We start from the raw sequence: 21,310 nt of genomic DNA on the forward strand, positions 1-21,310 counted from the left end.
ATCCCTGCTTCACTGTCCATTGCACACCTGCCCACCATCAACGACGAGGAATCCCATGCGTTTGTTGATCAGCGCCTGGCAATCGCCGGTTTCGCGCATGAAGCTGGTCGCCGGCCTTCTGCTGCTGTTGGCCGCCCTGCTCTACGTCATCGCGACCCGCTTCGAGGCCGCGCACCCCGCCTGGGGCTACCTCGCCTCGTTCGCCGAGTCGGCGATGGTCGGCGCAATCGCCGACTGGTTCGCCGTCACCGCGCTGTTTCGCCGCCCGCTTGGCCTACCGATCCCGCACACGGCGATCATTCCGCGCAGCAAGACGCGCATCGGGCAGAGCCTGTCGGGCTTCATTACCACGCATTTCCTCGCCACACCGCTGGTGCTGGCCAAGCTGCAGGAGCTGGACCTCGCTGCCCGCTTGGCGGGTTGGCTGCGCCACCCGGCGAATGCCGAAGCGGTCGGTCGCCAACTCACCGGCGTCGCGCATTTCGGTCTCGCCGCGCTGCATGACGAGCGCGTGCGCGCCTTCGTCGAGGCCAAGGTCATCGGCCGCGTCCGCAAGTTCGACCTCGCCCCGCCGCTGGCGCAGGCGCTGCGCGTGCTGACCGGCCAGGGCCGGCATCAGGCGATGCTCGACGAACTGCTGCTGCGTCTGGATTCGATCATGCAGGACGAGGACACCCGCGCGCTGGTTGCCGACGCCATCAGCCGGGAGATCCGCACGCTGCGCTATCTGGGCCTGAGCCGCCCAGTCAGCGGCTGGTCAGCCAACAAGTTCGTCGACGGCCTGTCCGCGCTGATCGCCGAGATCGCCGCCGACCCGGAACATCTGATCCGCCAGCGCTTCGACGAGCACGTCGGCGAATACATCGAGCGCCTGGAACAGGATCCGGATTACGCGCTGGAAGTCGAACGCATCCTCGCGCAGCTGCTGGACCACCCGGCCACCAGCGCCTATTTCCGCGACCTCTGGACAGAGCTGACGCGATGGCTGGAAAGCGACCTGGCCAGTACCGACTCACGCATCGGCCGGCGCATCGTCGCGCTGTGCCGCGGCCTGGGCGACGGTCTGGCGGCCGACCAGGCCATGCGCAACTGGATCAACGAACAACTGCTGGCCGCCGCACCCGGCCTGCTGGAACGCTATCGCGGGCAGATCGGCGCCTATATCGCCGAGCGCGTGGAGAACTGGGAAAGCCGCGAGCTGGTCGAGCAGCTGGAGCAGAGCGTCGGCAAGGACCTGCAGTACATCCGCATCAACGGCACGCTGGTCGGCGGGCTGGTCGGACTGCTGCTACATGCGCTGACGCAGCTCGTCGCCGGTTGATGCTCAGGCGCTGCGCAGCCGCGCACTGATCTGGCTGGCGCTGGTTGCACCGGCGAGACGCTCGTCGCAGCTCAGCGTCGCCGGCGTACCGCTCAGGTACCATAGGCGGTTGGCCAGCTCGTCCGCATCGCGCGGATCGTGGGTCACGCAGATCATCGCCATGTCGGGATGCTGATCCAGCAGACGCGTGATCAGCTGGCGCAGCTCGCCGGCGCGCTCAGCGTCCAGCGAGGCGAAGGGTTCGTCGAGCAGCAGCAGGTCGGGTTTGATTGCCAGGCTGCGCGCCAGCGCCGCGCGGCGCGCCATGCCTAGCGACAGCTGTTCCGGCAGGCAATCGCCGGCACCGGCAAGCCCCACCTCGGCCAGCAGCCGCTCGCTGTCCGCCGCACTCGCGCCGACCATTGCAAGGTTCTGCCGCACCGTGCGCCAGGGCAGCAGGCGATGTTCCTGGAACAGATAGCCGACGCGCAGCCCCGTCCGGCGCAGGATCTGCGAGCTGAGTTGCGGATCGAGACCGGCAATGGCGTTGAGCAGCGTGGTCTTGCCGACACCGGACGGGCCGAGCAGACAGATGCGGTCGCCAGCGCGCACCTGCGCGTCAATCTTGCCGAGCACCGGATGGTCGACGCCGGGGCCGTCCAGACGCAGTTCAAGCATGACGCACGCCCGCTTCGCGCCAGGCCGAGGCGCGCCGCTCCAACGGTTGCAGCAGCGCCAGCTCGATCAGCTGCACCACGGCGATGAAGGCCAGGCTGTAGGCGAGGACGCTGGCCACGTCGAACACCTGGAAAGCCATGTGCAGCTGGAAGCCGATGCCATCCGAACGCCCGAGCAGCTCCACCACCAGCACGATCTTCCAGATCAGCGCCAGCCCGCCACGCGTCGCCGCCATCAGGTAGGGAAACAGCTGTGGCAGCCAAACATCGACGACCCGCTGCCAGCGACTGAAGCCGTAGACCTGAGCCATCTGTTCGAGTTTGGGATCGAGGCTGCGCGCGCCTTCGCGCACAGTGACCGCCACGTTCGGCACCTTGTTGACCACCACCGCCAGCACCGCCGCGGCCTCCACCAGACCGAACCAGACATACAGCAGAATGATGGTGACCAGCGCCGGCAGGTTGAGAAACAGCACCAGCAGCGGATCGAGCATCGCATTGGCCAGCCGCGAGCGGCCCATCCACACGCCGAGCAGTGCGCCCAGCGTCATCGCCAGGGCGAAGCTGAACAGCACACGGCGCAGGGTCACCAGCAGGTGTTCAGGCAGCTCGCCGCTCTGCACGGCCTGCCAGAATGTTTCGAGCACCGCCGCCGGACTCGGCAGTAAGGGCGTCTGCACCGCCAGCGCCACCACCGCCCAGAGCGCCAGCAGCACCGGCAGGGCGATCCAGCACGCCCAGCGCGAGCCGTTCATGGGGCGCTCTGGAACGCCGCGGCTGGCATCAGTCTCGCCGGATCGGCACCGGTCAGCACCAGCAGTCGCTGCAGGTCGGCGAGACGCGCCGCGTCCAATGGCTGTGGAATGCCTTCGACGAAGCTGTCACGCAAGGCGGCGAACACCGCGTCGTTCTCGGCGCGCATCAGCGGACGCAGCGCCTGCCAGTGTTGCGGCTCGCGGGCCAGTTCGTCCTTGGTCTGGCGCAGGGCTCGGGCGAAGCGCTGCAGCAGGTCTTCGTTGCTCTGCGCCCAGGGCTCGGGGAACAGATAGCCGAGTACCGGCAAGTGCGCATCGAATTCAAGCGCCTTCAACAGATCGGCCAGGCCGAATGCACTCTGCACCCCGCCCTCGCCGCGCATGCGCGCGGAGAAATGCCAGAAGGTCAGCAGCGCGTCCAGCTGACCACGGCGCAGTGCCTGACCGAGCAGCGGTGGCGCGGCGTACTGCACCTGCGCCTCCCGCGCCAGGTCGATGCCCTGCTTTGCGGCCGCCTGCTGCAACAACCGCCAGCCGAGCCCATCGGGGCCGCCGGCAACACCGAGGCGCTTGCCGCGCAGGTCTGCCAGCTGGCGAATGGCGCTACCGGTGGGCACCAGCACTTCGCCGATCTGCGCGGAAAACGGCAGGTAGCGGTAGGCCGAGCCGGCTTCGTAACGCGCCTGGGCCCAGAGCAGGTCGCTCACCGCACCGTCGGCACTGCCACTGGACAGCGCCAGCCGCGAGGCAGGCACATCGGCCACCAGCCGCACCCGCAGCTCGAAGCCATTGGCGCGGTCCAGTTGCTGGCGCTTGAGGTGCTCCAGCTCCCAGTGCGGCGTGCCGAACTGCAGCACGCTGAGGGTCAGCACGGGCAGTTCCTGCGCCTGCGCGCACAGCGGCAGCAGCACCAGCATCAGGCGCAACAGGGAACGGATGAGGACGGGCAATGAAGGCGTCATGCCCGCAGGTTACGAAGCCACCTGTGGCGCACGAATTGTACTTTGGTGCCTGTTGCCTGCTGCGATGGTCGCGCCGCGCCACGACCCTCGCCGCATGACTCAGGCCAGCGCAGCGATACGCTGCTGCAGACGCGCCTGCAGTTTTTCCAGTTCGGCCGGCTCGGCCTTGCCCGCGGCGTGGATGCCCAGCCCCTCGCCGGCGTAACGCGGGACGATGTGCATGTGGATGTGGAACACCGTCTGCCCGGCCGGTGCGCCGTTGAACTGCGCGACCTGCACGCCGTCCGGCTGCAGCTCGGCGACGATCGCGCGGGTCAGCTTCTGCACCGCGCGCATTACCGCAGCCAGCGCATTGCTGTCCACATCGAGGATGTTGCACGCCGCCGAGCGCTTGGGGATCACCAGCGTGTGGCCGAAGGATTGTGGGAACAGATCGAGGAAGGCGAGCACTTCGTCATCCTCGTAGAGCTTGTAGCAGGGCGCGTCGCCGCGGATGATCTGGGCGAAAATGTTCTGCGGGTCGTAACTGGCGGTCAGGGACACCGGACTTCTCCAGGCTGAGGACGAACGCAGACCATAGCCGGAGCCCGCGGCCAGGCCAAGCGTCGCCGCGGCCGCCGGCCCGATCTTCCACTCAGCCAAGGAGCCGCGCATGCAACTGGCCAGAATCGAACACCTGCTCGTCGGCAAGGCCGTCCCCTATACCCGCCCGGGCAGCCACAGCGCCATCGCCAAGCAGCCGGTGGCCGGGCCGCTGGCGGTCGGTGTCGAGGGGCTGGCCGGCGACGAACAGGGCGATCGCCGCGTGCATGGCGGCATCCACAAGGCCGTGCATCACTATCCTTACGAGCACTACCAACGCTGGATCGAGCAGCTCGGCCGGCTGCCGGTGCTCGATCAGCCCGGTGCGTTCGGCGAGAACATCAGCACCCGCGGGCTCAGCGAGGCCGATCTATGCCTGGGCGACGTGCTGCGCTGCGGCGACGTGTTGCTGCAGGTGGCGCAGTCGCGCCAGCCATGCTGGAAGCTCAACGATCGTTTCGGCGTCACCGACATGGCGCTACGCGTGCAGCAGAGCGGCATGACCGGCTGGTATTACCAAGTGCTGGAGCCTGGCGAGCTGCAGGCCGGACAGAGCCTGATGCTGGAGCAGCGCCCCTACCCGCGCTGGTCGCTGACCAGGGTGATGGACGTGCTCTACCGCCACACCCTCGACCACGCCGCCCTGCAGGAGCTGGCCGAGCTGCCGCTGGCGCCGAACTGGCGCAAGCTGGTGGAGCGGAGGCTGGAGGTCAACGCGGTGGAAGACTGGAGCAAGCGCCTGTACGGCGCGCCGGACGCCTGAGCGGCCCGGCGCGGGCTGGCACGGCGCTGGTTACAGGCTCATCACGTCAACGAAGCGCGGCGTGGCGTTGTCGTCGATGCGCAGACTCTTGAAGTCGAACAGGTTGCGGTCTGCCAGCTGCGAAGGCACGACGTTCTGCAGCGCGCGGAACATGATCTCGGTGCGCCCCGGCGACTTGCGCTCCCACTCCTGCAGCATCTCCTTGACCACCTGGCGCTGCAGGTTCTCCTGCGAGCCGCAGAGGTTGCAGGGGATGATCGGGAACTCCTTCATCTTCGAGTAGGCCTCGATATCCGCCTCGTTGCAGTAGGCCAGCGGACGGATCACCACGTTGCGGCCATCATCGGAGAGCAGCTTGGGCGGCATGGCCTTGAGCGTGCCGCCGTAGAACATGTTGAGGAAGAAGGTTTCCAGGATGTCGTCGCGGTGATGCCCGAGCGCCATCTTGGTCGCCCCGATCTCGTCGGCGAAGGTGTACAGCGTGCCGCGACGCAGGCGCGAACACAGCGAACAGGTGGTCTTGCCCTCCGGGATCTTCTCCTTGACCACCGAGTAGGTGTCCTTCTCGATGATGTGGTACTCGATGCCGAGACCTTTCAGGTATTCGGGCAGCACGTGTTCGGGGAAGCCCGGCTGCTTCTGGTCCATGTTCACCGCGACGACCTCGAACTTGATCGGCGCGACCTTCTGCAGATACAGCAGCACGTCGAGCATGGTGTAGCTGTCCTTGCCGCCGGACAGGCAGACCATGACCTTGTCGCCGTCCTCGATCATGTTGAAGTCGGTGACGGCCTCGCCGGCCAGGCGGCGCAGGCGCTTCTGCAGTTTGTTCTGGTTGACCGAAAGGGTGCCCATGCTGGAAATCCGGAGGAATGCGAAAGCCGCGCATTTTACGCGCAAAGCGCGTGCGGCCCCAGCCCATCCGGCAGGCGCGACGCTGTGAAGCGCCGCAGCCTTGGCCGGTGATGCGCTGTGCTAGGCTGCGCGCATGGACGACCTCTCCCCCGCGATGGACCTGCCGGCACAACTGCTCATCCTGCTGCGCGAGCAACCGCAAGGCTTCAGCGAATTCGAGCTGATCCAGCAGCTCAAGCGGCGCCATTGCACGCACATTCCCAACCTGCCGCTGACCGACAAGCTGGTGCTGTTCCGCACCCACTTCCTGCTGTTCAACGCGCTCTATCAATTGCGCGACCAGCTTTGGCAGGACGCCGGCGGCCATCTGCACATCACCGCGCTATGCATCCAGCTGCATCCCTACGACGCCGGCACCTGCGCGCTGGTCGAGGAGGACCCGCTGCGCGCCTACTATCTGGACCTGAGCAACCTGCGCGACACCGACGAGCCCGCCGTCGAGCGTCTGCTGGCCAGCTTCTGGACGCGCATGCAGGGCGGCGAGGACAAGCGCGCGGCGCTGGAGCTGTTCGAGCTGGATCGTCTCGCCCGGCCGCTGGACATGCACATCATCAAGCAGCGCTACCGCCAGCTGGTGAGCCAACATCACCCCGACCGCGGCGGTAGCACGCAGCGTCTGCAATCGATCAATCTGGCGATGGAAATTCTACAGCGCTATTACCGCTGACCACCTAGCTTCGATTCGCTCTAACCGAGAGCCTGCATCCGCGGCACGCCTCCCTATACTGCGGCATAAGGTCGCACGCTGCCGTCGCTCGGACGAATTGCCAGGCGCCGCGGCCGACCCATAGCAGAGGAGACGCTGGCATGATCAATCACGTGTGGGGCCTGTTCACCCATCCCGGTCAGGAATGGCGTGAGATCCGCGGCGAGAATGAATCCATCGGCCGCATGTACCTGGGGCATGTGCTGCTGTTAGCGGCCATTCCAGCGATATCCGCCTTCATCGGCGCCACTCAGGTCGGCTGGAGCATCGGCGGCGGCGAGCCAGTCAAGCTGACCGAAGCGAGCTGTCTGCAGCTGGCGATCCTCTCCTACCTCGCCATGCTCGCGGGCGTCGCGGTCATGGGCGGCTTCATTCACTGGATGGCGCGCACCTACGACGCCAGCCCGACGCTCAGCCAGTGCATCGCCTTCGCTGCCTACACCGCAACGCCGCTGTTCATCGGCGGTCTGGCGGGGCTGTACCCGCATGTCTGGCTGTTCATGCTGGTGGGCACCGCGGCGATCTGCTACACCGCCTACCTGCTCTACGTCGGCTTGCCGAAGTTCATGAACATCCCGGAGGACGAAGGCTTCATGTTCTCCAGCTCGGTCCTGGCCGTCGGCCTGGTGGTGCTGGTGGCGATCATCGCGATCTCGGTGATCACCTGGGGCATGGGCTTCGGGCCGGTCTACGTGCGCTGAGTCTTCAGCAGCATCCGACAGGGGCCGCCGTTGGGCGGCCCTTGCATGTCTGGTGGCGAACCCCTTGCTGCATCCGCCGTTCTACATCTGTAACGCGACCGCGCCCGCTACGGTGGCCGGCCTCTCCCGCACGCAGATGGAGACTCGGTATGACCCCGCACCTGTTCACCTTGCTGACCCGCCCCGACAAGGCGTGGACCGACATCCGGCGAGACGAAGCCAGTAACAGTTCCCACTACCTGCTGCACCTGCTGCTGTTCGCCCTGCTGCCGGCGGTCTGCATGTTCATCGGCACGCGCTTCGTCGGCTGGAGCCTGGTCGAGGACGAGCGCATCCGCCTGGATACGCGCAGCGCGCTGCAACTGAGCGTGGTGATCTACCTCAGCATTATCCTCGGCACCTTTGTCATGGGCTGGTTTCTGCGCTGGATGTCGCGCTCGTTCGAGGCACGACCGACATTCAATCAGTGCGTCGGCTTCACCGCCTACGTCATCACGCCGTTCTTCCTCGCCGGTCTCGGCGCGCTGTATCCGACGCGCTGGATTGCGCTGGTCGTGCTGATTGCTGCGGGGCTCTATTCGACCTATCTGCTGCTGGTCGGGCTGCCGACGTTCATGCGCCTCGACAGCCGCAACAGCTTTCTCTATGCCGCCAGCGCCTGGGGCGTCGGCCTGCTGGTGCTGGTCAACATCAAGATTCCGATGATCCTGTTCTGGATGCTGGTACTTGACCCGAACTACGAGCGCGATCTGGTGCAGGATCAGAGCTACGGCACCCAGGATGAACGTCCGCGCCAGGAGCCGCCGGGCCTGCAGCGCTGAAGCCGGCTTTGGCATAATGCCCCACCCGCGGTGGAGCCCCCATGCCCGAACGACTCAACGCCCGTGTCGAAGCCTGCTACCAGCAGGCCGAGGCCTTCTTCAAGCAACGCTTCGAACGCCCGCAGGTGAGCTTCCGCCTGCGCGGGCAGAAGGCCGGCGTGGCGCACCTGCAGGAAAACCTGCTGCGCTTCAATCCGCAGCTGTATCGGGAAAACAGCGAGCACTTTCTCAGGCAGACCGTTGCCCACGAAGTCGCCCACCTGATCGCCCACCGCGTCTTCGGCCCGCACATCCAGCCACATGGTGCGGAATGGCGGCTGATCATGCAGGGCGTCTACGAACTGCCGCCGGAGCGCTGCCACAGCTACGCGATCACCCGACGCCAGCGCACCCTGTACCTGTATCGCTGCGCCTGCACGGAGCGCGACTTCCCCTTCACCGCGCAACGCCATGCGCTGGTGCGCAAGGGCCGCCGCTACCTCTGCCGCAGTTGCCGGACGACGCTGGTCTTCACCGGCCAGCAACGCGTCGAGTAACGGCGCAGCGCCGCTCCGGCGACCGTTCCCTGCCCGTCGCGCCCGAGAATGCATTACCGAATGTAACCGCGGCCGCGGCGCCCCGCGGCACGCGAATTCGCGAATCCCATCGCCCCTGCGTCGAAAAGTCGCAACATTGCGCTGTCAGGATTAATCTGCGCGCCCACCGCCGTTCATGCGGCGGAGCGTGCGACGCACGTTAATCGGATGAACGCCGATTGCCATCCGCAGGTCACTGACTAGACTGCCCTGCACGTCGGTTCGGAGTACGAAAATGACAACAACACCCGATACGCCTGACTCGTCGCCCTCGCAGAAGCGCGATGAAACCCGCCTGTTCATCTTCCTCATCGTCTTCCTGTTCCCCCTGCTGAGCATCGCGCTGGTCAGCGGGTACGGCTTCATCGTCTGGATTTCGCAAATGTTCTTCGGTCCGCCGGGACCGGCCTGATAACCGCCGCGCTATCCATGTTTCTCACCGGGGCCCCGCGTCCCGTAGTCCTCGATCAGCCGGAACATTACCGATGGATAACACCCTGCATATCGCCAGCCTGCTGGTGCATTGCCGCCCCGAATTGCTGCCGGCGGTGAAGGCCAACCTGCGCCGTCTGCCGAACCTCGAACTGCACCAGGAAAGCACCACCGGAAAGCTGGTGGTGGTGCTCGAAGCCGAGCATGAACGCCACATCCTGAACGCCATCGACCAGATCCAGCAGCTGCCGGGCGTGCTCAACGCCGCGCTGATCTACCACGAAGAACTTCTCGGCCTCGAAGGAGAAGCCTGAATGAGCATGACCCGTCGTCAATTCGCCAAGGCCAACGCGGCAGCCATCGCCGCCACCGTCGCCGGCATGCCGATCGCCACCAGCGCGGCCAACCTCATCACCGAAGCGGACGCCACCAACCTGAACTGGAACAAGGCGCCCTGCCGTTTCTGCGGCACCGGCTGCAGCGTGATGGTGGCGACCCGCGAGAACCGCGTGGTGGCCACCCACGGCGACGTCAAGGCCGAGGTCAACCGCGGCATCAACTGCGTCAAGGGCTACTTCCTGTCGAAGATCATGTACGGCAGCGACCGCCTGACCCAGCCCCTGCTGCGCATGAAGGATGGCAAGTTCGACAAGCAGGGCGAGTTCCAGCCGATCAGCTGGGAGCAGGCGTTCGACATCATGGAAGAGAAGTACAAGGCCGCACTCAAGGCCGGCGGCCCGGAAGCCATCGGCATGTTTGGCTCCGGCCAGTGGACGATCTGGGAAGGCTACGCGGCCAACAAGCTGATGAAGGCAGGCTTCCGTTCCAACAACATCGACCCCAACGCGCGGCACTGCATGGCTTCGGCGGCGTTCGGCTTCATGCGCACCTTCGGCATGGACGAACCGATGGGCTGCTACGACGACATCGAAGTGGCCGACGCCTTCGTGCTCTGGGGCTCGAACATGGCCGAGATGCACCCGGTGCTGTGGACGCGCGTCACCGATCGGCGCCTGAGCGCGCCGCACGTGAAGGTGGCGGTGATGTCGACCTTCGAGCATCGCAGCTTCGAGCTCGCCGACATTCCGATGGTGTTCAACCCGCAGACGGACCTGGTGATCCTCAACTACATCGCCAACCACATCATCCAGAGCGGCGCGGTGAACAAGGACTTCATCGACAAGCACACCCGCTTCGCCAAAGGCGCACAGAACATCGGCTACGGCCTGCGCCCCACCGACCCGCGCGAGCTGAAGGCGGAGAACGCCAAGGTCGCCAACACCTGGAGCGACATCAGCTTCGAGGACTACGCCGAGTTCCTCAAACCCTACACCCTGGAACACGCGGCACAGGAGTCCGGCGTTCCGGCCGAGCGCCTGCGCGCGCTGGCCGAGCTGTACGCCGATCCGAAGACCAAGGTCATGTCGTTCTGGACCATGGGTTTCAACCAGCACACCCGCGGTGTCTGGGCGAACAACATGATCTACAACATCCACCTGCTCACCGGGAAAATCAGCGAGCCGGGCAACAGCCCCTTCTCGCTCACCGGCCAGCCTTCGGCTTGCGGCACCGCGCGCGAGGTCGGCACCTTCTCCCATCGCCTGCCGGCGGACATGGCGGTGACCAACCCGAAGCACCGCGCCACCGCCGAGAAGATCTGGAAGCTGCCCGACGGCACCATCCAGGAAAAGCCCGGCTTCCACGCCGTCGAGCAAAGCCGCATGCTCAAGGACGGCAAGCTCAAGGTGTACTGGACGCAGGTCACCAACAACATCCAGGCCGGCCCCAACCTGATGCAGGAAACCCTGCCGGGCTGGCGCAATCCCGAGACCTTCATCATCGTCTCCGACGTCTACCCAACCGTCTCGGCGCAGGCCGCCGACCTGATCCTGCCGAGCGCCATGTGGGTGGAAAAGGAAGGCGCCTACGGCAACGCCGAGCGCCGCACGCAGTTCTGGCATCAGCTGGTCGATGCGCCCGGCGAGGCGCGCTCGGACCTCTGGCAGCTGGTGGAATTCTCCAAGCGCTTCAGCGTCGACGAGGTCTGGCCCGCAGAACTGCTGGCCAAGGCACCGGAACTCAAGGGCAAGACGCTGTTCGACGTGCTGTTCAAGAACGGCAAGGTCGACCGCTTCCCCGCCGCCGATATCGCCACAGGCTTTCGCAACCGCGAGGCCGAGGCTTTCGGCTTCTACCTGCAGAAGGGCCTGTTCGAGGAATACGCCGAGTTCGGCCGCGGCCACGGTCATGACCTGGCGCCGTTCGACACCTATCACGAGGAACGCGGCCTGCGCTGGCCGGTCGTCGACGGCAAGGAAACCCGCTGGCGCTATCGCGAGGGACACGACCCCTACGTCGAGAAAGGCAGCGGCGTGCAGTTCTACGGCTACCCGGACAAGAAGGCGATCATCTTCGCCCTGCCCTACGAGGTACCGGCCGAGGTGCCCGACGCCGACTATCCGTTCTGGCTCAGCACCGGCCGCGTGCTGGAACACTGGCACACCGGCAGCATGACCCAGCGGGTCGACGAACTGCACCGCGCGGTGCCCGATGCGCTCGTCTACATGCATCCCGAGGATGCGCGCAAGCTCAACGCGCGGCGCGGCAGCGTGGTGAAAGTGATCAGCCGACGCGGCGAGATGCAGGCGCGGGTGGAAACCCGCGGACGTAACAAACCGCCGCAGGGGCTGATCTTCGTGCCGTTCTTCGACGCCAACAAACTGATCAACAAAGTCACCCTCGACGCCACCGACCCGATCTCCAAGCAGACCGATTACAAAAAATGCGCCGTCAAGATCGAAGTGGTCAGCATCGCCTGAGGAGAGCCGCCATGAAATTTCGTCTACTGCCGCTGACTCTGCTCGCGGTGTTCGGCCTGGCCATCGCCGCCGAAACCAACTATCCGCTGGACGCTCCGGCGCCGGACGGGCGTCGTCCCGGCGGCACCCTGACCCAGGAGTTCACTCCGCCGCCCCTGCACGACGAGGAGAACAAGGACCTGCGCCGCGAGCGCAACTACCCTGAGCAGCCACCGACCATCCCGCACACCATCCGCGGCTATCACGTCGACAAGAACGCCAACAAATGCCTGTCCTGCCACAGCCGGGAGAACAGCGCGCGCACCCAGTCGCCGATGATCAGCATCACCCACTACACCGACCGCGACGCCCAGACCCTGGCCGCCGTGGCACCACGGCGCTACTTCTGCACGCAGTGCCACGTGCCGCAGCAGGACGTGAAGCCGCTGGTGGATAACGAGTTCAAGAACATCGACGAACTGCTGTACCGGGAAACCTCGCAACCCGGCAACACACCGTGAGGGCCCGCCGATGAAGTCGATACTGCCGTTTCTCAAGCGTTACTGGGCCGTCCTGCGCCGCCCGAGCGTGCATTACAGCCTGGGCGCGCTGGTGCTGGGCGGGTTCATCGCCGGCATCGTGTTCTGGGGCGGCTTCAACACCGCGCTGGAAGCCACCAACACCGAGGCCTTCTGCATCTCCTGTCACGAGATGGAGGACAACGTCTACGTGGAGATCAAGGACACCATTCACTACAGCAACCGCTCCGGCGTGCGCGCGACCTGTCCGGACTGCCACGTCCCGCACGAATGGACCGACAAGATCGCGCGCAAGATGCAGGCCTCCAAGGAGGTGTGGGGCAAGATCTTCGGCACCATCAGCACCCGCGAGAAGTTCCTCGACAAGCGCCGCGAGCTGGCCGAACACGAGTGGGCGCGCCTGAAGGCCAACGATTCGCTGGAGTGTCGCAACTGCCACGACTTCGACTACATGGACTTCACCCGCCAGAGCCCGCGCGCGGCCAAGTTCCACTCCACCGCGCTGGCCAGCGGCGAAGCCACCTGCATCGACTGCCACAAGGGCATCGCCCACAAGCTGCCGGACATGCACGGCGTACCGGGCTGGTAAGCACACGGCGCGCAGGTTCCAGGCTACGGCCTGGTGCCTGCCGAACCGTTGCGCCCGCAGTCAGTCCAACAGCCGCTATTCTTGTGACACACCACTCATTGCCCGTCCGCTCGCCCGTCAAGGAGTCCCCGATGCGCCATTGCCTGTTCGGCCTGCTCATGGTCGCCAGCCTCACCGCCAACGCCGCGGTCCAGACCCAGGAAATCCCCTACACCGCCGCCGACGGCACGCAGATGAAGGGCTACTTCGCCTATGACGACGCCATTGACGGCCCGCGCCCGGGCATCGTGGTCGTGCATGAATGGTGGGGGCTCAACGATTACGCCAAGCGCCGCGCGCGCGATCTCGCCGAACTCGGCTACAGCGCCCTGGCCATCGACATGTACGGCGAAGGCAAGAACACCGAACACCCCAAGGATGCGATGGCGTTCATGCAGGCCGCACTGAAGGATGCCGACGCCGCCCGGAACCGCTTCGTCGCCGGGCTCGACCTGCTCAAGGCACAACCGCAGACCGACACCGCCAAGCTCGGCGCCATCGGCTACTGCTTCGGCGGCAAGGTGGTGCTGGACATGGCGCGGCAAGGCGTACCGCTGGAAGGCGTGGTCAGCTTCCACGGTGCGCTCGCCACCCAGACGCGCGCCGTCCCGGGCAGCATCAAGGCGCGCGTGCTGGTCGAACATGGCAGCGAGGACAGCATGATCAGCACCGATGACATCGCCGCGCTGAACGTGGAGATGGTCAAGGCCGGCGCGGACTACCAGTTCGTCAGCCTGCCCGGCGCCAAGCACGGCTTCAGCAACCCGGCAGCCGACACGCACCAGAAGGACGGCCTCGACGTGGCCTACCAGAAGGCCGCGGACGAACGCTCCTGGGCGGACATGCAGCGCTTCTTCGAGCAGACCTTCGGTCCCGCGCAAACCGCCGCAGCGCAATGACTCCGCCGCCCCACCGCCCGGCGCGGCGGGGCGACGTGGTAGCATGGCCGCCTGATTCTCTTGCCGATCCCGAGTCATGGCCGAACACGACTTCCGCTACACCCTGCTCAATCCCGCGCACACCCTCACCGAATGCCGCGCCCTGGCGCCGGGCCGCTACCAGGTCACCGGCAACGGCGGCTCGATCCGCAGTGGCGACGTACTGATCGTCACGCTCAAGGGCAGCCGCGATCTGTCGCAACGCCTGACCGTGGACAAGGTCCGCCACCTGATCAGCCCGCCCGGGCAATGGGTAGCGGTCTGCCACGGCCCGGTGTTCCGCGAGCTGGCGATCCTCAACTGGCAGGTCGATTGCGATGGCTGCGGCAAACGCCTCGACTTCGAATTCGCCGTGGACGCCGCGCTCGGCGAATCGGCGCGCGCACCGGCGGCGCAGGCGCGCATCATCGAGCTCGGTTGGCGCGAACGGGACGGCAGCCACTTCTGCCCGCACTGCCAGGAGGCCAGATGAACGTTTCGCACACCCTGACCGCTACCCTGCTCGCCGTAGGCCTCGCGGGCTGCGCCGTCGAACCCTTGAAGTTGCAGAAGGACGTCACCTACATCGCCGAATGGATCGGCGACGACCCGGTGATCGGTCGTACGCCCGTCTCGCTCACGCTCAGCGACGGCCGGGCGTACGGCAATGCCGGCTGCAACCACTGGTTCGGCAGCTATGAACTCGACGGCCAGCAGATTCGCTTCAGCAACCTGGGCAGCACGCGCAAGCTATGCGCCGAAGAGATCATGGAGCAGGAACAGCACTTCCTCGACATCCTCTCGCGCGTAGAACGCTGGGACGTCTCCAACATCGACCAGTTGCGCCTGTGGCCCAGTGACGGCACCGCCGTACGTTTCTGGCCCGAGCAAGGCTGAGATGCGCCAAAACCGCGCAGATCAGCCGATCTGCGCACCACCCTCGCGCGCCAACGCGCCCGCGTCGGCCTGAAACGCCCTGAACTCCCGCCTCACGCCGCTCATCACGGGCTGGCACAGACCGTGCAAAACGTCCTCAGACAGTTTCGGGGACCTCGGTACAGGCAGGCCGGGCAATCCCCCCTTTGATTCGCCGCCGCGGCCGCCATGACGGTCAGAACAGTTTCAACTGTTCGAAGCCCGCGCGCAGATCGATCAGCCGCACCCCGACGCCGATCAGGCGAACCGGCCGCGCACCGCGGGCGAATGCCCCGGCGAGTAGATCGGCGTAATCCTCCAGCGCCAGGCCGGCGCCAGCCTGCTCCAGGGTGGTCTGGGTGAAGTCGTGGAACTTGAGTTTGACGAACGGTTTGCCCGGCCGGTAACCGCTGTCCAGCCGCGCCATCCGCCGCTCGAGCTGCGCCAGCAGTTCCGGCAGCTGTGCGCGGCAGGCGGCGAGATCCGGCAGGTCCTGATCGTAGGTTTGCTCGACGCTGACCGATTGCCGTCGGCTTTCCACCTGCACGGGGCGTTCATCGACTCCCCGAGCGAGGTTCCACAGCCGCTCACCGAAAGCGCCGAACTCACGTACCAGCTGCAGCTTGTCCCAGACAAGCAGGTCGCCGCAGCTGCGGATACCGAGCCGGGCGAGCTTTTCGGCGGTCACACGGCCGACGCCATGCAGGCGATTGACCGGCAGCTCCCTGACGAAATCCTCCACCTCGCCCGGCGTGATCACGAACAGCCCATCGGGCTTGTTCCACTCGCTGGCGATCTTGGCGAGGAACTTGTTCGGCGCCACGCCGGCCGAGACGGTGATGCGCAGCTGCTGCCAGACCCGACGGCGGATGTCCTGGGCAATGCGTGTGGCACTGCCGGAGAAGTGCTCGCAGGCCGATACGTCGAGATACGCCTCGTCCAGCGACAGCGGCTCGATCAGGTCGGTATAGGTACGAAAGATCGTATGGATTTCCCGCGAGGCTTCCCGGTAGGCATCCATCCGCGGGCGCAGGATGAGCAGGTCCGGGCAGAGCTTGAGCGCATGCGCCGAAGCCATTGCCGAGCGCACACCGTAGGCGCGCGCTTCGTAGTTGCAGGTCGCGATGACTCCCCGCCGATCGGCGGCTCCGCCGACCGCCAGCGGCCGATTGGCCAATGCCGGGTCGTCGCGCATCTCGATCGCGGCATAAAAGCAGTCGCAATCGATATGGATGATCTTGCAGGACTTGCTCTGGCTCACGGCAGCGGATTTACCGACGAAGGAAGCGACCGCCACGGTCGGCGCTGCATCATACGAGCAACGCCGCGACCGGGCGAGCCTGCTTCGGTCAGAGCCCGAGTGGATAGGGTTCGATCAACGCGCGACCATAGCCTTCAATGAACTCCGCCGGCATGCGCTTCGGCTTGCCGGTGGACATCTCGATGCACACGAACGTGGTCTGCGCGCGCAGCAGCGTCACCCCGTCCGCCGGCCGTACGAGCTGGAAATGCCGCTTCATCTTCAGCCGCTGATCGGACTCGACGATCCAGGTTGCCAGGCAAAGATGATCGCCCTCGTAGGCGGCGGCCAGATAATCAATCTCATGGCGCAGCACCGCCATCGCCCGGTTCAGTCGGCGATAGTCTTCCAGGCCGAGCCCCAGACTACGCGAATGCTGCCAGGCACAGTTTTCCAGCCAGGACACGTAGACCGCGTTGTTGGCATGACCGAGCTCGTCGATATGCTCTGCGCCGACATCCAGCTCGATGACGAACGCATCCGCCAGATCCCACCCCATGATGTTCCCCTTACGTTAACGCTGCGGTGTGCATGAAAGCCCAGCCGGGCCACGCTGTCACCCCATAGCAAGGCTGCGCGATGCCCTGCCATTCAGCACGCCGAAGTATGCAAAAAAATGATGTACAGACGAGGCGGAGTTTTTTCGACCCCCAAAAACAAAAGGGCCACTCCATGATGGAATGACCCCTTGAAGCCCAAGACGGGCAAGAAAATGGCGTCCCCTAGGGGACTCGAACCCCTGTTACCGCCGTGAAAGGGCGGTGTCCTAGGCCACTAGACGAAGGGGACGAAACCTTCGAGACGGTCCGGCAAATTTGCCGAAACGCGTGGAATTGGTGGAGCTAGACGGGATCGAACCGTCGACCTCTTGCATGCCATGCAAGCGCTCTCCCAGCTGAGCTATAGCCCCGGATTTAGCGTCTCGCGACGTGCGCTACACAAGGTGTAGCAGCTGGAAAGTGGCGTCCCCTAGGGGACTCGAACCCCTGTTACCGCCGTGAAAGGGCGGTGTCCTAGGCCACTAGACGAAGGGGACGCAAGCCCTTCAAAGGCGACCGATCAAATGATCGGTGTGGCAATCGAGATTGGTGGAGCTAGACGGGATCGAACCGTCGACCTCTTGCATGCCATGCAAGCGCTCTCCCAGCTGAGCTATAGCCCCATCTCGAGGACGGGGCGCATATTAGGGGCGCACCTGGGCAGTGTCAACATTATTTTCGACCGCGCCCCGAAGTTTTTGGCAACAGGAACAAATACTTATCGCCGACGAATGGCGCCATGCCGCCGCTCTCGTATGCCGCGCCCACATGACGGGGCGCGGCCTCGAGCTGCGCGGCGATCAGCCGATCGTCGCGAGCAGCTTCTCCCACTCCTTGGCTTCTTTCTTCGACGCGCCGCCGAGCAGTTCCAACGCATTGCGCAACCGGAAGCGGGTCAGATCCGGCCCGATGATTTCCATGGCATCGAGCACCGACACCGAACTCGCCTGCCCGGTAATCGCCGCGAACATCAATGGCATCACATCGCGCAGCTTGAAACCGAGGTGCTCGGCGACCTGCGTGATGCAGCCGGTGATGCGCTCCTTCTCCCAATGCCGCAGCGCCTCCAGCTTCCAGAGGATCAACTGCAGCACCTGCCGTACCTGGGCTTCGTCCAGTTTCTTGTGCGCGAATAGTCCGCTATCGAGGTTCAGCGCGCCGGAAAAGAAGAAACCGGCCAGCGGTGCGATCTGACTGAAGGTCTCCACGCGCTGCTGCACGTGCGGGGCGATCTTCATCAGATACTCCGGGTTGAACGCCCACTTCTGCACTTCTTCCGCGAAGCGCTCCACCGGCAGCTCGCGCAGCCACTGGCCGTTCAGCCAGGAGAGTTTTTCCAGATCGAAGATCGGCCCGCCCAGCGACACGCGGGTGATGTCGAAGTGGGCAATCATCTCGTCGAGGGTGAACTTCTCGCGCTCGTCCGGCATCGACCAGCCCATGCGGCCCAGATAATTGAGCATCGCCTGCGGCAGGAAGCCCATGCGCTGGTAGAAGGTGATCGAGGTGGGGTTCTTGCGCTTGGAGAGCTTGCTCTTGTCCGGGTTGCGCAGCAGCGGCATGTAGCAGTTCACCGGCGCTTCCCAGCCGAAGTACTCGTACAGCTTGAGCAACTTCGGTGCCGACGGCAGCCACTCTTCGCCGCGCAGCACGTGGGTGATGCCCATCAGGTGGTCGTCGACCACGTTGGCGAGGAAGTAAGTGGGCAGGCCGTCGGCCTTCATCAGCACCTGCATGTCGATGCGGTCCCAGCCGATCTCCACCTCGCCGCGCAGCATGTCCTTGACCACGCAGGTGCCCTCTTCCGGCACCTTCATGCGCACCACGTGCGATTCGCCGGCGGCGACGCGGCGCTGCGCCTCCTCGGGCGCGATGTGCATGCAGTGGCCGTCGTAGCGCGGGGTTTCCTTGTTGGCCATCTGCTCGGCGCGCACCGCATCCAGGCGCTCGGCGGAGCAGAAGCACGGGAAGGCGTGGCCCTTGGCGACCAGCTCGTCCGAGTACTGCTTGTAGATCGCGCCCCGCTCGCTCTGCCGGTACGGACCGTGCGGCCCACCGACATCCGGACCCTCGTCCCACTCGATGCCCAGCCAGCGCAGCGCGTCATAGATCTGCTGCTCGGATTCGCGAGTCGAACGCACCTGATCGGTGTCCTCGATGCGCAGGATGAACTGGCCGCCGTGCTGACGCGCGAAGCACAGGTTGAACAGCGCGATATAGGCAGTGCCGACGTGGGGATCGCCGGTCGGAGATGGCGCGATGCGGGTGCGGACCGTGGTCATGGAAGCTCTCGAACGAAAGGACGGACGGAAAATCGAAGGCGCGAATGTTAGCAGGCGCGGCGCCGGCTGCTCCAGTTCGCCCCCGGGCAGCACGGCTGTCGCGTTAGACCTGCAGCAGGCGCTCGCGCAGCTTGTGAATCTCGTCGCGGGCCTCGGCAGCAGCTTCGAACTCCAGGTCGCGCGCCAGCAGCAGCATCTTTTCCTCCAGCTGACGGATGCGCTTGGTTATCTCGCTCGGCGAACGCAGCTCGTTCTCGTAGCGCGCACTCTCCTCCGCAGCCTTGGCCTCGCTGCGCCGTTTGCGGCTGCGCGAGCCGGGTACGGTGGCGCCTTCGAGAATGTCCTGCACATCCTTCTTCACGCCCTTGGGCACGATGCCGTGGGCCTCGTTGAAGGCGATCTGCTTGTTGCGCCGCCGCTCGGTCTCGTCGATGGCGCGCTGCATCGAGCCGGTGATGTTGTCGGCGTAGAGAATGGCGCGACCGTTGAGGTTGCGCGCGGCGCGGCCGATGGTCTGGATCAGCGAACGCTCGGAGCGCAGGAAGCCTTCCTTGTCGGCATCGAGGATCGCGACCAACGACACCTCCGGCATATCCAGCCCCTCGCGCAGCAGGTTGATCCCCACCAGCACGTCGAAAGTGCCCAGGCGCAGGTCGCGGATGATTTCCACGCGCTCCACGGTATCGATGTCCGAATGCAGATAGCGCACGCGCACGTCGTGGTCGCCAAGGTAATCGGTGAGGTCCTCGGCCATACGCTTGGTCAGCGTGGTAACCAGTACGCGCTCTTCCTTGGCCACGCACTTGCGGATCTCCGACAGCAGGTCGTCGACCTGGGTCAGCGCCGGCCGCACCTCGATCTGCGGATCGACCAGACCGGTCGGTCGCACCACCTGTTCGACCACGCGGCCGGCATGCTCGGCCTCGTATGGCCCCGGCGTGGCGGAAACGAAGATGGTCTGCGGACAGATCGCCTCCCACTCGTCGAAGCGCATCGGTCGGTTATCCAGCGCCGATGGCAGGCGGAAGCCGTACTCCACCAGGGTTTCCTTGCGCGAACGGTCGCCCTTGTACATCGCGCCGACCTGCGGCACCGAGACGTGCGACTCGTCGATCACCAGCAGCGCATTGGGTGGCAGGTAGTCGAACAGCGTCGGCGGCGGCTCGCCCGCCTCGCGTCCGGAGAGGTAGCGCGAGTAGTTCTCGATGCCGTTGCAGTAGCCCAGCTCCATGATCATTTCCAGATCGAAGCGTGTGCGCTGCTCCAGACGCTGCGCCTCCACCAGCTTGTTCTGCCCGCGCAGGTAGTCGAGCCGCTCGCGCAGCTCGTCCTTGATCTTGTCGATGGCACCGAGCAGCGTCTCGCGCGGGGTCACGTAGTGACTCTTGGGGTAGAAGGTGAAGCGCGGCAGCCTGCGGATCACCTCGCCGGTCAGCGGATCGAACGCCGACAGACTCTCCACTTCGTCGTCGAACAGCTCGATGCGCACCGCTTCGAGCTCCGACTCAGCCGGGAACACGTCGATCACGTCACCACGCACACGGAAGGTCGCGCGGGCGAAATCCATGTCGTTGCGCGTGTACTGCAGACCAGTCAGCCGGCGCAGCAGCTCGCGCTGATCGAGGCGATCGCCGCGATCGACGTGCAGCACCATCTTCAGATAGGACTGCGGATCGCCGAGGCCGTAGATGCAGGAGACCGTGGTGACGATGATCGCGTCCGGTCGCTCCAGCAGCGCCTTGGTCGCCGACAGACGCATCTGCTCGATGTGATCGTTGATCGATGCGTCTTTCTCGATGAAGGTGTCCGACGACGGAACGTAGGCTTCGGGCTGGTAGTAGTCGTAATAGGAAACGAAGTACTCCACCGCATTGTTCGGGAAGAACGTCTTGAATTCGCCATACAGCTGGGCCGCCAGAGTCTTGTTCGGCGCCAGCACCATTGTCGGGCGCTGCACCTGGGCGATGACATTGGCGATGCTGAAGGTCTTGCCGGAACCGGTCACCCCCAGCAGCGTCTGGTGCGACAACCCTGCCTCGAGACCCTCGACCATCAGGCGGATGGCCTCCGGCTGATCGCCGGCCGGCTTGAATCGCGTGACCAACTCGAACTTGGACATCTCGCCCCTCTGAAAAAACATGCTGGACCCCAGCTTTTGCACCCCACCAACAGGCTGTCGGAGCGCCGGCCGCGCGGGGCAGAA

Annotated in this window: 23 protein-coding genes and 4 tRNA genes; 14 read left to right on the plus strand and 13 right to left on the minus strand. The window is 65.2% G+C overall.

Annotated features, from left to right (window positions below; translation table 11 throughout):
* The first annotated feature begins 55 nt into the window (after nucleotides 1-55).
* Nucleotides 56-1,321, plus strand: coding sequence for a DUF445 domain-containing protein (locus tag AC0ZJQ_RS13930; RefSeq protein ID WP_314019538.1), 1,266 nt, complete (start codon nucleotides 56-58; stop codon nucleotides 1,319-1,321).
* Between the two features lie 3 nt (nucleotides 1,322-1,324).
* Here the strand turns inward: AC0ZJQ_RS13930 and AC0ZJQ_RS13935 are convergent, their stop codons facing one another.
* The 4 genes from AC0ZJQ_RS13935 to AC0ZJQ_RS13950 all read right to left on the minus strand — a co-directional run bounded on the left by AC0ZJQ_RS13935 (nucleotide 1,325) and on the right by AC0ZJQ_RS13950 (nucleotide 4,237).
* Nucleotides 1,325-1,978, minus strand: a complete 654-nt coding sequence (locus AC0ZJQ_RS13935) for an ABC transporter ATP-binding protein (RefSeq protein WP_476476813.1) — start codon at nucleotides 1,976-1,978, stop codon at nucleotides 1,325-1,327.
* Nucleotides 1,971-2,732: an ABC transporter permease gene (locus tag AC0ZJQ_RS13940; protein ID WP_314019542.1), complete on the minus strand. Its 762-nt coding sequence runs from the start codon at nucleotides 2,730-2,732 to the stop codon at nucleotides 1,971-1,973. Before AC0ZJQ_RS13940 ends, AC0ZJQ_RS13935 begins: the two co-directional genes overlap by 8 nt.
* A complete protein-coding gene (locus AC0ZJQ_RS13945) occupies nucleotides 2,729-3,694 on the minus strand; it encodes an ABC transporter substrate-binding protein (RefSeq protein ID WP_177313848.1) in 966 nt (321 codons plus the stop codon). The genes AC0ZJQ_RS13940 and AC0ZJQ_RS13945 overlap by 4 nt, the downstream gene beginning before the upstream one ends.
* Before the next feature lie 99 nt (nucleotides 3,695-3,793).
* Entirely contained in the window at nucleotides 3,794-4,237 is a 444-nt protein-coding gene (locus tag AC0ZJQ_RS13950; protein ID WP_054095149.1) for an HIT family protein, read from the minus strand.
* 109 nt (nucleotides 4,238-4,346) lie between these two features.
* Here AC0ZJQ_RS13950 and AC0ZJQ_RS13955 point away from each other — a divergent pair, with 109 nt between their 5' ends.
* Entirely contained in the window at nucleotides 4,347-5,039 is a 693-nt protein-coding gene (locus AC0ZJQ_RS13955) for an MOSC domain-containing protein (RefSeq protein WP_165595050.1), read from the plus strand.
* A gap of 30 nt (nucleotides 5,040-5,069) precedes the next feature.
* Here the strand turns inward: AC0ZJQ_RS13955 and ttcA are convergent, their stop codons facing one another.
* Nucleotides 5,070-5,894, minus strand: coding sequence for a tRNA 2-thiocytidine(32) synthetase TtcA (gene ttcA / locus AC0ZJQ_RS13960; RefSeq protein ID WP_301618786.1), 825 nt, complete (start codon nucleotides 5,892-5,894; stop codon nucleotides 5,070-5,072).
* Nucleotides 5,895-6,027: 133 nt separating this feature from the next.
* Between ttcA and AC0ZJQ_RS13965 the strand changes: the two genes are divergently transcribed.
* From AC0ZJQ_RS13965 to AC0ZJQ_RS14020, 12 genes are all read left to right on the plus strand, one after another.
* Nucleotides 6,028-6,621 carry a DNA-J related domain-containing protein gene (locus tag AC0ZJQ_RS13965; RefSeq protein WP_165595049.1) on the plus strand — a complete coding sequence of 198 codons (594 nt, stop codon included), beginning with the start codon at nucleotides 6,028-6,030 and terminating at the stop codon, nucleotides 6,619-6,621.
* A gap of 140 nt (nucleotides 6,622-6,761) precedes the next feature.
* Nucleotides 6,762-7,361: a Yip1 family protein gene (locus AC0ZJQ_RS13970; protein WP_008570765.1), complete on the plus strand. Its 600-nt coding sequence runs from the start codon at nucleotides 6,762-6,764 to the stop codon at nucleotides 7,359-7,361.
* Nucleotides 7,362-7,510: 149 nt separating this feature from the next.
* Nucleotides 7,511-8,182: a Yip1 family protein gene (locus AC0ZJQ_RS13975; protein ID WP_165595048.1), complete on the plus strand. Its 672-nt coding sequence runs from the start codon at nucleotides 7,511-7,513 to the stop codon at nucleotides 8,180-8,182.
* 41 nt (nucleotides 8,183-8,223) lie between these two features.
* Nucleotides 8,224-8,718: a SprT family zinc-dependent metalloprotease gene (locus AC0ZJQ_RS13980; protein ID WP_165595047.1), complete on the plus strand. Its 495-nt coding sequence runs from the start codon at nucleotides 8,224-8,226 to the stop codon at nucleotides 8,716-8,718.
* Between the two features lie 274 nt (nucleotides 8,719-8,992).
* Nucleotides 8,993-9,169 carry a periplasmic nitrate reductase, NapE protein gene (gene napE / locus AC0ZJQ_RS13985; RefSeq protein WP_008569939.1) on the plus strand — a complete coding sequence of 59 codons (177 nt, stop codon included), beginning with the start codon at nucleotides 8,993-8,995 and terminating at the stop codon, nucleotides 9,167-9,169.
* A gap of 73 nt (nucleotides 9,170-9,242) precedes the next feature.
* Entirely contained in the window at nucleotides 9,243-9,503 is a 261-nt protein-coding gene (locus AC0ZJQ_RS13990) for a chaperone NapD (RefSeq protein ID WP_165595045.1), read from the plus strand.
* Nucleotides 9,504-12,008, plus strand: coding sequence for a nitrate reductase catalytic subunit NapA (napA, locus tag AC0ZJQ_RS13995; RefSeq protein WP_155550254.1), 2,505 nt, complete (start codon nucleotides 9,504-9,506; stop codon nucleotides 12,006-12,008). It begins immediately after the preceding gene.
* 11 nt (nucleotides 12,009-12,019) lie between these two features.
* Entirely contained in the window at nucleotides 12,020-12,508 is a 489-nt protein-coding gene (locus tag AC0ZJQ_RS14000) for a nitrate reductase cytochrome c-type subunit (RefSeq protein ID WP_003291174.1), read from the plus strand.
* A gap of 10 nt (nucleotides 12,509-12,518) precedes the next feature.
* Nucleotides 12,519-13,115 (plus strand): cytochrome c3 family protein, encoded by a 597-nt coding sequence (locus AC0ZJQ_RS14005; RefSeq protein ID WP_003291176.1) that lies wholly within the window; start codon nucleotides 12,519-12,521, stop codon nucleotides 13,113-13,115.
* 131 nt (nucleotides 13,116-13,246) lie between these two features.
* Nucleotides 13,247-14,053, plus strand: a complete 807-nt coding sequence (locus AC0ZJQ_RS14010) for a dienelactone hydrolase family protein (protein WP_165595044.1) — start codon at nucleotides 13,247-13,249, stop codon at nucleotides 14,051-14,053.
* A gap of 76 nt (nucleotides 14,054-14,129) precedes the next feature.
* Nucleotides 14,130-14,564 (plus strand): hypothetical protein, encoded by a 435-nt coding sequence (locus tag AC0ZJQ_RS14015; RefSeq protein WP_237264054.1) that lies wholly within the window; start codon nucleotides 14,130-14,132, stop codon nucleotides 14,562-14,564.
* The gene (locus tag AC0ZJQ_RS14020; protein ID WP_008569946.1) at nucleotides 14,561-14,968 is read left to right on the plus strand and encodes an META domain-containing protein; all 408 of its coding nucleotides are present in this window, start codon (nucleotides 14,561-14,563) and stop codon (nucleotides 14,966-14,968) included. Before AC0ZJQ_RS14015 ends, AC0ZJQ_RS14020 begins: the two co-directional genes overlap by 4 nt.
* A gap of 214 nt (nucleotides 14,969-15,182) precedes the next feature.
* Here AC0ZJQ_RS14020 and dinB read toward each other — a convergent pair whose 3' ends face one another.
* From dinB to uvrB, 8 genes are all read right to left on the minus strand, one after another.
* Nucleotides 15,183-16,181 carry a DNA polymerase IV gene (gene dinB, locus AC0ZJQ_RS14025; RefSeq protein WP_314019670.1) on the minus strand — a complete coding sequence of 333 codons (999 nt, stop codon included), beginning with the start codon at nucleotides 16,179-16,181 and terminating at the stop codon, nucleotides 15,183-15,185.
* A 154-nt stretch (nucleotides 16,182-16,335) separates the two neighbouring features.
* Nucleotides 16,336-16,785: an acyl-CoA thioesterase gene (locus tag AC0ZJQ_RS14030; RefSeq protein ID WP_008567612.1), complete on the minus strand. Its 450-nt coding sequence runs from the start codon at nucleotides 16,783-16,785 to the stop codon at nucleotides 16,336-16,338.
* A 214-nt stretch (nucleotides 16,786-16,999) separates the two neighbouring features.
* Nucleotides 17,000-17,075 (minus strand) — tRNA-Glu (locus tag AC0ZJQ_RS14035).
* Between the two features lie 45 nt (nucleotides 17,076-17,120).
* Nucleotides 17,121-17,196 (minus strand) — tRNA-Ala (locus tag AC0ZJQ_RS14040).
* Nucleotides 17,197-17,246: 50 nt separating this feature from the next.
* A tRNA-Glu gene (locus tag AC0ZJQ_RS14045) sits at nucleotides 17,247-17,322 on the minus strand.
* A gap of 50 nt (nucleotides 17,323-17,372) precedes the next feature.
* Nucleotides 17,373-17,448: transfer RNA gene (locus tag AC0ZJQ_RS14050), tRNA-Ala, on the minus strand.
* A gap of 177 nt (nucleotides 17,449-17,625) precedes the next feature.
* Nucleotides 17,626-19,107, minus strand: coding sequence for a glutamate--tRNA ligase (gene gltX, locus AC0ZJQ_RS14055; RefSeq protein ID WP_155550250.1), 1,482 nt, complete (start codon nucleotides 19,105-19,107; stop codon nucleotides 17,626-17,628).
* 103 nt (nucleotides 19,108-19,210) lie between these two features.
* Nucleotides 19,211-21,226 carry an excinuclease ABC subunit UvrB gene (gene uvrB / locus AC0ZJQ_RS14060; protein ID WP_476476814.1) on the minus strand — a complete coding sequence of 672 codons (2,016 nt, stop codon included), beginning with the start codon at nucleotides 21,224-21,226 and terminating at the stop codon, nucleotides 19,211-19,213.
* Nucleotides 21,227-21,310 lie beyond the last annotated feature (84 nt).

This window comes from Stutzerimonas sp. 21-1 (assembly GCF_056336065.1).